The sequence below is a fragment of the Salipiger sp. PrR002 genome, assembly GCF_010500775.1.
Classification (GTDB): domain Bacteria; phylum Pseudomonadota; class Alphaproteobacteria; order Rhodobacterales; family Rhodobacteraceae; genus Salipiger.
On sequence record NZ_JAAGOU010000055.1, the window covers coordinates 1 to 10721 of the forward strand.

Genomic DNA, 10721 nt, shown 5'->3' on the forward strand with positions numbered 1-10721 from the left:
AAGGCCGACCATGCATTAGCATTTAACCCGGACCACTCGATGGGGTCAGCTCATGTGCGCTGAATCCGGGCGGTGCTGAAGCCATCCAGTGACCTGACCGAAGATCAGTTCATGGACGTTGTCAGTCACGAGGCAGTTCTTCCCGTCGAATGTCACGTCAAGAGCTTTACCTGGCACATCGACGTTAGCCTTGTCTCCGCGCCGCTTGCACTCAACGTGCAAGATCAGGTGCACCTTGCTGCCAACTGATCCTAGAGCCGCGCATGACCGAAGGCACCCCTGAGCTGCCCTTGGCCTCGAGTTGCCTGTGCGGCGAAGCGGACCTTCGGCCAGAGAGCATGGTGTGATCGCTCAGCGGACAGAGTTGCCTTTCGCCATCACCTCTGAGGTGGCTGCTGAGTGGCATAAGCGGACGTTGAACTGAACGGGCACTTGGGTCGGGTTGGCGTAGCCACGCAAGACTCTTGCTACGCGCTAGGCGAAAAACGCAAACCAAGGTATCCTGCACCCGAAGATGGAGTCGTTCGATGCCTGAGCCTATCACAACGGGTGCAGTAGTGGCTGCAACTATAGCGACCGCCGCGAGTGCGATCGCCAAAAGCGCGTTGGGATCCGCTGGCAAAGATGTCTACGAACGACTGAAGGGGCTTTTAAACTTCGGCAGTTCTGATGTTGAGCGCATCGAGGATCGGCCAGATTCTTCAGTGCGAGCTGCGATGTTGGCTGAACTGATTGATGACCAGTCGGACGAGAAGAAGCACGAACTTCTCGAACTTTCGCATAAGCTGCGACGTGCATTGGACGAACAAGGTGTTGGCGCAGCGGTCGAAGCGAGAACCAACGTAATCGCCACCCACGGCGGAATAGCAGCTGGGCGCGACATCAATCTTAGCTACCCGCCACCTGCACCGAAGCGGGAGACATGAAAGAGGTCACAAGCAATGCGTCGCACGGCGGCTTCTCGGCTGGCCGGGACATAGTGGGCATTCATCCAGAGCAATTCTCAGTGATGATATCGGCAGTTGTTGGACCGCTTGAGAGGCAAACCGTCGAGCAACAAAAGACTATTGCAGAGTTGAGTGAAAGGTTGGGCACGAAAGAAGGCATACTGAGAGCGGTGCTGAAGGCCATCGAGCCGTACGCGGACGACTTAACAACAGAGAACTTATCCACCAAAGTTATCGAGCTCGTAAGCGAAAGAGAATCCCTCGTTAGGCGTCATTACGATAGAATACTTGCGACCGATTGGAATATAAGCCAAGTCGACGCAGATCTAGAGGCTGCTTTGGCAGCCGGCGATGATGCCAAAAGCGAAATGCTTCTGCGAAAGAAGAGAGACTTGAAGCTTCGTGCGGCTCAAAAGGCTGACGAAGAAGCGGCGAAAAACATTTCTAGAGGCGACAACTGGCGGCTGGAAGCAGCTGAAGCGGAAGCTGAGATGGGAGAGCTAGCGCTCGCTCGGCTGAGATATTCAGACGCAGCGCGACACTTCCGTGATGCTGTCGCTATTCTTCCCGATCCAACAGACCGCCTGAGAGTAGCGAAGTACCTTTCGAACGCCGCGGGCGCTTTGTTTAGGGAAGGTGACGAGTTCGGCAAAAATGGCTCTCTCGCCGACGCAATCCTGGAGTACGAGGAAGTTCTGAAGCTTCAAGCATCCGAGAATGCTAGCCAAGGGGCCACTCTTATCAACCTTGGCCGAGCACTTGTTGTGCTGGGAAGGCGAGAAGCGGACACAGCCCGGTTGGAACAGGCGGTAGACGTCTTTAAGCGTGGTCTTGAACTTCACGACCGAAAGGAGGCTCCGCTTAGATGGGCCGAAGTCGAGCACCACCTAGGTGATGCATTATCGGCTTTAGGTCAGCGCGATCGAAGCGTGAGTCGCTTGCAAGAAGCTGTGACCAGGTATCGAGCTTCACTTGAGGTACGACATCGCTGGCAAGTTCCGCTTGAATGGGCCCACACGCAAAACAACTTGGGAGACGTTTTGGCCACAGTCGGTGAGCGCACCGGTGATACCGACCTTTTTAATCAGGCTGTAGGTTCGTATCGCGCAGCACTAAATGAAAGGTCCCGAAACCGGGCACCATTCGAGTGGGCAAGAACGCAAAATTCTCTTGGAACCGTACTTGCTGCTTTAGCCGAAAGGACCGGATCGACGGATCACTTTGATGAAGCTGTTTGCGCCTATCACTTGGCGCTCGAAGTCTGGACTAAGGAGCGCGCTCCCTTGGAGTGGGCGCGCGTTCAGAATAATTTGGGCGCCGCGTTCTGGTCGTTAGGCCAGAACAACAACGATTCAGAGGAGTACGCGAGGTCAATCGAAGCGTATCGAAACGCTCTCCAGGAGCGCCCTCGAAACAAGGTTCCTCTAGAATGGGCGGAGACAAACAATAATTTGGGAGATGCTCTTTGCGCGTTAGGCGAAGTTAACTGTGATGTGCAACTTCTGCAACAGGCAAAGCAGGCATATTTGAATGCTTTGAAGGAGCGAACACGCGAACGAGTGCCTCTTGAGTGGGCGGCGACCCAGAGCAGCCTCGGAGACGCTTTATCCGCGATCGCTGAAATTGAGAATGATGCCGATCTAATGCGTGACGCCATTGCCGCATATAAAAACTCTCTCGATGGGAGGTGTCAGAACGATGCGCCCATCAGCTGGGCGATGACGCAGAATAATCTCGCGAATGCGCTCACAATTCTGTCGAGTTGGAATGGCGCTGCTTGTGCTGCTGAAGAAGTAATCGCGACATATAAGGAGGCGCTCTCTGGACTCGAATCTCAAGGTGCAATCGTTGAGCGCATTCGGGTTATGGAAAATTTCGCCGCATCTCTACACCAATTAGGTGAGGCATTTAGCTGTCGGGTAATGCTGGAAAATGCTTGCAGCATATATAACGAGCTTCTCACCGGTAACTCTCTAGGCTCTGAGATTCTTGATAAAGAGCTTCTAGGTGAAAAATTTCGGGCCGTGACTTCCGCGTTAGACGAGAGCGCTGATTCGCGATGAGATGCCGAGGGCGTGGGCTTTATCCACGCCCTGAGTAATTTCGTTGAATGTCCGTTTCGTCGGCGTTTTCTTAGTTAGTCTAGTACGCAGCATTTTGTACTTTGGGCTCGGAGGGGCCGATCGCTGCGCCCCGCCTGAACGGCAGCTTTCCGGTTCCGAGACAAGCTGAGCAAAGTCCGCAACTGCGCTGTCCTGACCTCCTAGGGCGGCGTGATGACTGGCAGCAAACTGCGCGCCGCCGACGAACACGCTTTGCAGGCACCCTCTAGCCAAACGACAAAGCCATTTCCTTCAGCTGCTGGTTACATGACATCGCTTCAGTGCCGAGTAGGGTGACTTTCGAGATCGGCAGCTCTCTGTAATACCCGTGTGGCGGTTCTCAGACTTGGTTGGCCCTTCTGGTCCGAGCGTATGAAAGCCTCGACGGCGGCATCCAAGGCCACGTCGCTCGTGCCCTGATTACGCCCCTCGCGCCAAATGAACGTCACCAGTTCGTCTGTCGTCAACGCTCGCATGGTTAACGGGGGGCATCTGCTCAGAAGCGGCTCGGGCAACGCGCGGCAGTTGTTGGATGTCAGCACCCAGATGACCCAGCTCATGTCAAACTTCACCTGATAAAACGGGCAGCTCCAGCTTCGGGCTGTCATCGGCTCCAGAAGCGGCAGCAGCGCCTCCGATAGCCCGAAAGCGCGGCCCGACATGGACTTCGCCGTTCCGGACTTCTCTACCTCATCAACAACAACAACCGGATTGCCGACCCGCTCCATGAGGATTGTTGAAATGAGGCGCCCAGGGGCTGCGCCACCCCAGCCGCGCTGAGAGCCGACAATACCGAATGAGGCGTTTTCATTGGTCGCTTCGATGACGGTCGTTGGCACGGTCAAGATGCTACCAAGCCGCCGCGCCCAGAAGCTCTTGCCGATCCCGGGCGGACCATTGAGCAAGATGGGCGGCAGGCGGAGTCCCTTATCGCCTTCTCGAACCGACCTTCGCATGGCCCTCCAGACATATTCCGTCGCAGGTCCCATCCAAGGCATTTCTTCATGAAGCGCTGCCGCGATCTCATCGGCTCTGTGCTCCGTCGGTACCTCAGCAAGCCGAACGCCGCCAGCTAATGCAGTCAGTCGGTCGCGATCATCCGAGGTCAAGTGGCGCATCCCGGACATTTCTTGGCGGCGCTTGACGAGTTTCTTGACGCGATTCTGGACCTTAATCTTGTCGTGATAGGTGATCCTTGCCTCAAGCGATGCGTCGGTTTCGTCTTCAGGTAGTTCGCCTCCACAACGGTAGTGATCGACCACGCGACCACGCAATGTGCGCAGGTTCTTGATGAGGCGCTTTTCAAGATAATCGGCGGTCTGCTCGGCTGGGAAGAATGTGCTGTGAATGAAGGGTATCGTCGCCATTTCACTATGCCTTATTTTTTGAGTTGGGGAGAATGGCGGGCCGATGATACGCAGCCGAAACGACGCGACGCCAGTCGATCCCTTCGAAAAGCGCTTCGAACTGTGCCTTCGTCAGGGTCATCGTTCCTTCGGAAAGTTTGGGCCAGACGAAGCCCGCGCCTTCGATGCGCTTGTAGATCATCACCAAGCCGGTGCCGTCCCACATCAGAACCTTGATCTTGTCACGCCGCTTCGAGCGAAAGACGAAGAACGCACCACAAAAGGGATCCAGATCGAAATTGGTCATGACGTAATTGGCCAAACCGTCCATCCCCTTTCGGAAGTCAACAGGCTGAGTGGCCAGGTAGATGCGATAGCTGCTGGACGGCGCGATCACTGACACTGCCCCGCAACACGGATCAGTTTGAGCAAATCCGCTTCGTCGATGGACAAAGGAAACTGCAGGCAGATCGATCCTACGTATAGCAGAGCAGTATGTGCTGCTCCATTGACGCCGCTGGCCTGTGAGGGCGCCGGCGGAGCGATTGGGGCCTCCACTGACACCTGCGCGAAGGCGGGCCCTTCCACTGAACTTTGCTGTCCGCGCTCGCTCCTGTCGGCGCCCCACCACTTCCTCACCAGAGACTCATGGGCATCCAACTCGGCAGCGATTTCTCCGGGCGACAGTCCGCCTTCCCGAAGACGCCTAGTCGCCTCGCGTTTGAGTTCTGTCGGCCAAATTCTTCTGCCCGACGGGGAGGTCCGGATCTTGAACCCCCAGACTTCATGTTCCGCCATTGTCGCCTCCGACTTAAAGTTCGGCTGCAGACTAGCTGATGAGAGGCAGATTGGTTTAGCTGGCAATCACGGGGTCAGATGCAACGCTTACGACCCACCAGCAAGGAGAGAGCTGATGGATACGGTTCTGTCCGGTCTCGCGACCGGCTTCGCAGTCGCGCTCGACCCGTTCAACCTCATGCTGGTGATGGTCGGCTGTTTCGTCGGCACACTGATCGGTGCGTTGCCCGGTCTCGGGCCGATCAACGGCGTCGCGATCCTTCTGCCCATCGCCTATGGGCTCGGTTTCCAGCCGGAGTCGGCGCTGATCCTGCTCGCCGGTATCTACTACGGCGCCGAATACGGCGGCCGCATCTCCTCAATCCTGCTCAATGTGCCGGGCGATGCTGGCGCGGTCATGACCACGCTCGACGGCAATCCCATGGCGCGCGCCGGACAGGCCGGCCGGGCGTTGTCGCTCTCGGCAGTGGCCTCCTTCGCAGGCGGTACTTTCGCGGTGATCCTGATGTCGCTCTTCGCTCCGGCGCTCGCGGGCTTTGCCGTGACTTTCGGCCCGGCGGATTACGTGGCGCTTATGGTCTTCGCCTTCGCATCTCTCGCCTCGCTGGTCGGCAAGAGCACCGTCAAGACGCTGCTTGGCGCGACCATCGGCCTGATGCTGGCGACCATCGGCATCGACGCCAACACCGGTGTGCCGCGCTACACCTTCGGCCTGCCGGACATCCTGGCCGGGATCGACTTCCTGATCGTCGTCGTCGGCCTCTTCGGCATGGCAGAGCTGCTGACCCTCGTCGAGCATCAGGCCCGCGGCACGCTGAAGTCGCTGCCCGTGGACAAGAGCTTCGTGCGCATGGCCGATCTCGCGGCGACCAAGTGGACCATCGCCCGTTCATCGGTGATCGGTTTCTTCATCGGCATCCTGCCCGGCACCGGCGCCTCGGTGGCCTCGGCAGTGGCCTACGGCACCTAAAAGCGCATCAGCGACAAGGATGGCACCTTCGGAACCGGCGACCCCCGTGGTCTCGCGGCCCCCGAAGCGGCGAACAACGCGGCGGCTGGCGGCTCGATGGTGCCGATGCTGACGCTGGGCATCCCCGGCTCGGGCACCACGGCGATCCTGCTCGGCGCGCTGCTGATGTTCAACATCCAGCCCGGCCCGATGATGTTCGCGCAGCGCCCCGAGGTGGCGTGGGGTCTCGTCGCCTCGATGTACATCGGCAACGTCGCGCTGCTGGTGATCAACCTGCCGCTGGTCGGGGTCTTCGCCCGCATGCTGACGATCCCGCAGCACTACCTGACGCCGCTGATCGCGATCCTTGCCTTCATCGGTATCTACACGATCGTCGGCAACCCGCATGACCTGTTCATGATCACCGGGCTCGGCGTCTTCGGCTGGTTCCTGCGCAAGCTCGATTTCTCGCTGGCGCCGATCATCCTCGGCTTCGTGCTGGGCGGGCTCTTCGAGGACAACCTGCGCCGCGCGTTGTCGATCTCGGGTGGGGACTGGAGCATCCTCGTATCGAACTGGAAGAGCCTGCTGCTCTACGCGCTTGCACTCCTCGTCGTGATCTTGCCGATCTGGCTCGGACGCCGCGCGCGTGCCATTGCAGTGCGTGAAGCCGAAACACACTAAGGGTCGCCATGCAGGTGTCACAGGATTTGAAAGCGGCGGGGCTCACGGGCCTCGCTGCCCTCGGAGGGGCGGCCCTTGCCGCCCTTCTCGGCATTCCGGCGGGGGCGCTGGTTGGCGCCATGCTGGCGGTGGCGCTGATGGCGGCTCTTGGCCAGTCGGTCGCCGTGCCTCTGGTCGCGCGCGATCTGGCGTTTCTCGTTATCGGCATTTCGCTTGGAGCTGGCATCGACTCCTCGGTGGTGCCGCACCTTCCGGGCTGGTCGGTGAGCCTGATAGGCCTCGCGGTGGCGCTGGTTGCCACGCTGGCGGCGAGCAGCCTGCTACTCTCGCGGGCTTTCGGTTTGGAATGGCAGACCGCGGTTCTGGCCAGCTCTCCCGGCACCATGTCGAACGCGGTCGCGATCGCGATCGAGGGCAAGGGGGATGCCTCGGCGGTGATGATCCTGCAGCTGATGCGGCTGATCATCCTCGTCACGCTGGTGCCGCCGCTCGCCGCCGTGTTGGGCGCTCCGGACAGCGGCGCGGCGACGGGCGCGCGACTGCCGATGCCGCTGCCGGCGCTGGCTGTGCTGCTGGCCATCGGGTTGCCGCTGGGGCGCTTCGCCGGAAGACACGGTATCTCGGCGGCCTGCCTTCTGACAGGAATCCTGCTGAGCGGCATTGCCCACGGTGCGGACCTGCTGCACGGCGCGGCACCCGCGTGGATGATCTTCCTCGGCTTCACGACGACCGGTGCGGTGCTCGGCACGCGGATCAGCAAGGTCGATCTTCGCTCCGCGGCACGGCTCGCGGGGGCCGGGATCGTCGTGGTCGGCATGGCGCTCGGGATGGCAGTGGTCTTCGCGCTGATCACGCAGGCGCTGACGGGGTTCCCGCTGGGTCAAATCCTGATCGCCTACGCGCCCGGTGGGGTCGAGGCTATGGCGGCCATCGGGCTCGCGCTCGGGTATGACCCTGCCTTCGTGGCCGCCCATCACTTTGCCCGGATCCTGATCTTGCTGGTGCTGGTCCCGGTGTTCCTGTCCCTTGGAGCAACGCGCCCGCCGTGCTCGGGCGGCGACGACCCGCGTGGAGGCGTGGGCGGCTGACTCCGGGCCCGCGTCCTGTCAACCTTGGGTCAAAGGGAAGTCAGCTTCGCCGTGCAAGTGTCGCCAGGCGAATGGTTGCCAAATCTGTCCCGGCTCTCACTATCTCGAATGGGTCAAAAGGGCTCTGCGCGGGTTTGCAGCGGCGCGGCACCACCTTCTGAACCATGACAGGCATGATGGCGGACTTGTCGGTCGTTCGCTTCGATTACCCGGCACCCTTCCGCAGCGGAGCGAGTGCTCGGTTCTCGACACCGATGCGCCAAGTCAGCATCGCGGCGTTGAGCAGCGTGAAGAGCGCTGCAACCCAGCTCAGTCCGAGTACCATCGGAGCGGCAATTATTTCCGCCACGACGAGCATGTAATTCGGGTGCGCGACATATCGAAACGGCCCCCGCTCGATCAGCGGCTCTTCGATCACGATGATACGTGTCGTCCACCGCGCCCCGAGGCTGGCGAGGATCCAGACCCTAAGGGCCTGAAGGACGACGAAGATACAGAGCCAACCGTAAGACAGGCTCCGGTCATGGCCGAAGACGACAAGGCAGAACAGCCAGGCCGCATGCATGAGGACCATCACCGGGTAATGCTCCCGGCCGACCTCATGCGCGCCGCGGGCCAGGAGGCGCGCGGTGTTGAGGCGCGCGAGCGCGAGCTCGCCAAGCCTCTGCAGCACTATGAAGCCGAGGAAAAGCGCCGTTCCGACCTCCATCACGCGGCCATGGCGTCAACGGTGAATGGCAGGAAGGAGGCGGTGAAGCCCGGCCCCAGGGCGCAGGCCATCATCTGCCCCGTCCGGCCCGAGCCCAGCACCGATTTCAGCACGAACATGACCGTCGGCGCGGACATGTTGCCGGCGCGGCGCAGGATTTCGCGCTCGGCGTCGAGCGAGCCCTGATTGAGGTGCAGCGCGCCTTCGAGCGCCTCGACGACCTTGGCGCCTCCGGGGTGGCAGACGAAGCGGTCGATCCGCGTGTCGTCGAGGTTTGCCGCCCGCAGCGCCCCCTGCGCCGCGGTGCCGAATTCCTGCGTGACGAAATCGGGGATCGATCGGTCGAAGACGACCCCGAACCCGGTCTCGTCCACGTCCCAGCCCATGATCCCGAGCGTGTCCGGCCAGGTCTTCTGGTGTCCGGTGCCGAGCGTGACCCTCTGTTCCGACCGGGGCGTCTCGGTCGAGAGACAGGCTCCCGCAGCGCCGTCGCCGAAGAGCACCGCCGCGATGATGTCCGCCTTCTGCAGACGGTCTGCGCGGAAAGCGAGCGAGCAGGTCTCGACCACGACGAGCAGCACCCTCGATCCGGGCCGACCCGCTGCAAGAAGCTCGGCCGTCGCCATCCCGGACACGCCTCCGGCGCAACCAAGACCGAAGACTGGCACCCGCAGAACATCTTCGCGAAAGCCCATCTCGACGAGCGCCTGCGCCTCGAGCGACGGCGTCGTGATGCCGGTCGAGCAGACGGTCACGACGACATCGACCTCCGAGCTCTCCCAGTCCGCGTCCGCCAGCGCCGCGCGAGCGGCATCGACAAAGAGCGCCCTTGCGCCGGTTGCGAAGGCCTCGGCCCGATCGGACCAGCCATGCGGGTCCGAGAACCAAGAGAGCGGCACCACCGAATGGCGCGTGTCGATCCCGGCGGTGTCGAAGCTTTTCGAAAGACGCTGAAAATCCGGATACTTTCGCCCGAAAATGGAGGCTGCGCGATCCCTGATCTCGTCTTGGCGCAGGCAATGTTCGGGAAGGGCCGTGGACAGCCCATGCAAATATACACTCATAGAGGCACTTTCGCTGAGAGCCGCCTCCTCCCGGGTCCGGCACGCCGCCGGCCCTCCATGCGACCCATCATCGACAACGCGCGATGTCTGGCGCTGTTCCATGGCCCTGTTCGAAGGTGCGCTCGAAAGGCTGAGCAGGACTGCCTCGGTCAGACACGGACCAAATGGGCGTCCGGCCCGCCAAGAGCGCTTTGGGCCCGGTGCCTCAAAGTCGAGCGGTAGCGCAAACTGACCAATGCGCGTGCGCTCCTGCCGTTCGCTGCAGGAGCGTATTTTCCATGAAGGAGGGGAGGACGTTGAGCGTGCTCGCAGGCCCTCCCGGTCATGATGGGCGGGGATTGCATGGAGCTTGCCCGGCATCCAGCGTTTCGCCGCTTTCAGCGTCCACGAACCCCCACTGGAAATCATGTTGTCCGAGTTCGAGGCGCAGGACACCCAGATGGCCGAAAATGGCCTTGGCGGTGGTATCCAGCGTCGGCATCTCGCGCGACGTCTCGCCACCGGTGCCGACGGTAAAGGCCACGGTCCCGTTTTCTGCGTCCGGCGTACCGTCTGCGCCGAGCGGCTGGGTGCGTTCGTAGAAATGGTTGTGCCCGTTGAGCACGGCGCTCGCCCCGGCCTGCTCCAGTTGCTTGAACAGCGCGACGGCGTTGTCGCGCCCGCTCCGCTCCATCAGCGAATATGCAGGCCGGTGATAGAAGGCGAGAACACAGGCCTCGGGGGACGCAGCCAAGGTCTTGTTCAGCCAAAGCGACTGCGGCGATCCGGGGCTGGCGTCGGTTTCGCTGTTCAGCGAGAGGATCAGCCAGGTGCCGTGGTGCGTGGCGTAGTAGCCCAGATCATCCGGACCCGCGCGCTCGCCCCAATACTGATAGTATCCAAAGGCATCGGGCGTTTTGTACTCGTGGTTGCCCGGCATGGGGAGCGTGCGTGCGCGATTGTCCTTCCAGAGCGGGTCGAAACAGTCGGAGAACTCCACCTGCTTGCCCGAACTGTAGACCAGATCGCCAAGCGCGAGGATCGGCGCGTTCGGC

The 10721-nt window shown here is 61.1% G+C and carries 8 protein-coding genes and 1 pseudogene; 4 read left to right on the top strand and 5 right to left on the bottom strand.

The window, feature by feature from the left end; translation table 11 throughout:
• Window positions 1-527 precede the first annotated feature (527 nt).
• Window positions 528-926: a hypothetical protein gene (locus G0A00_RS25340; protein ID WP_164185369.1), complete on the top strand. Its 399-nt coding sequence runs from the start codon at window positions 528-530 to the stop codon at window positions 924-926.
• On the top strand, window positions 923-3010 hold the full coding sequence (locus G0A00_RS25345) for a tetratricopeptide repeat protein (RefSeq protein ID WP_164185367.1): 2088 nt from the start codon (window positions 923-925) through the stop codon (window positions 3008-3010). The genes G0A00_RS25340 and G0A00_RS25345 overlap by 4 nt, the downstream gene beginning before the upstream one ends.
• 317 nt (window positions 3011-3327) lie before the next feature.
• Here G0A00_RS25345 and G0A00_RS25350 read toward each other — a convergent pair whose 3' ends face one another.
• Together G0A00_RS25350 and tnpB are read right to left on the bottom strand one after the other, a co-directional pair.
• Window positions 3328-4416: an AAA family ATPase gene (locus G0A00_RS25350; protein ID WP_164185365.1), complete on the bottom strand. Its 1089-nt coding sequence runs from the start codon at window positions 4414-4416 to the stop codon at window positions 3328-3330.
• 4 nt (window positions 4417-4420) lie between these two features.
• Entirely contained in the window at window positions 4421-4792 is a 372-nt protein-coding gene (tnpB, locus tag G0A00_RS25355) for an IS66 family insertion sequence element accessory protein TnpB (RefSeq protein ID WP_203595515.1), read from the bottom strand.
• Window positions 4793-5380: 588 nt separating this feature from the next.
• Here tnpB and G0A00_RS25360 point away from each other — a divergent pair.
• Both G0A00_RS25360 and G0A00_RS25365 read left to right on the top strand, forming a co-directional pair.
• Window positions 5381-6826, top strand: a pseudogene (locus tag G0A00_RS25360) (tripartite tricarboxylate transporter permease).
• A gap of 8 nt (window positions 6827-6834) precedes the next feature.
• Window positions 6835-7914, top strand: coding sequence for an AbrB family transcriptional regulator (locus tag G0A00_RS25365; RefSeq protein ID WP_164185363.1), 1080 nt, complete (start codon window positions 6835-6837; stop codon window positions 7912-7914).
• A 205-nt stretch (window positions 7915-8119) separates the two neighbouring features.
• Here the strand turns inward: G0A00_RS25365 and G0A00_RS25370 are convergent, their stop codons facing one another.
• The 3 genes from G0A00_RS25370 to G0A00_RS25380 form a co-directional block, all read right to left on the bottom strand.
• Window positions 8120-8623, bottom strand: a complete 504-nt coding sequence (locus G0A00_RS25370) for an isoprenylcysteine carboxyl methyltransferase family protein (protein ID WP_164185361.1) — start codon at window positions 8621-8623, stop codon at window positions 8120-8122.
• Window positions 8623-9687, bottom strand: coding sequence for a type III polyketide synthase (locus tag G0A00_RS25375; RefSeq protein WP_164185359.1), 1065 nt, complete (start codon window positions 9685-9687; stop codon window positions 8623-8625). The genes G0A00_RS25370 and G0A00_RS25375 overlap by 1 nt, the downstream gene beginning before the upstream one ends.
• A gap of 322 nt (window positions 9688-10009) precedes the next feature.
• On the bottom strand, window positions 10010-10721 hold a 712-nt coding region (locus tag G0A00_RS25380; protein WP_164185357.1), incomplete at its 5' end, for a metallophosphoesterase.

Bases quoted from the DNA above. Each gene is read 5' to 3' on its own strand.
- G0A00_RS25350 (WP_164185365.1), bottom strand. From the start codon at position 4,416: ATGGCGACGATACCCTTCATTCACAGCACATTCTTCCCAGCCGAGCAG.
- G0A00_RS25370 (WP_164185361.1), bottom strand. From the start codon at position 8,623: ATGGAGGTCGGAACGGCGCTTTTCCTCGGCTTCATAGTGCTGCAGAGG.
- G0A00_RS25375 (WP_164185359.1), bottom strand. From the start codon at position 9,687: ATGAGTGTATATTTGCATGGGCTGTCCACGGCCCTTCCCGAACATTGC.
- G0A00_RS25365 (WP_164185363.1), top strand. From the start codon at position 6,835: ATGCAGGTGTCACAGGATTTGAAAGCGGCGGGGCTCACGGGCCTCGCT.
- G0A00_RS25345 (WP_164185367.1), top strand. From the start codon at position 923: ATGAAAGAGGTCACAAGCAATGCGTCGCACGGCGGCTTCTCGGCTGGC.
- G0A00_RS25340 (WP_164185369.1), top strand. From the start codon at position 528: ATGCCTGAGCCTATCACAACGGGTGCAGTAGTGGCTGCAACTATAGCG.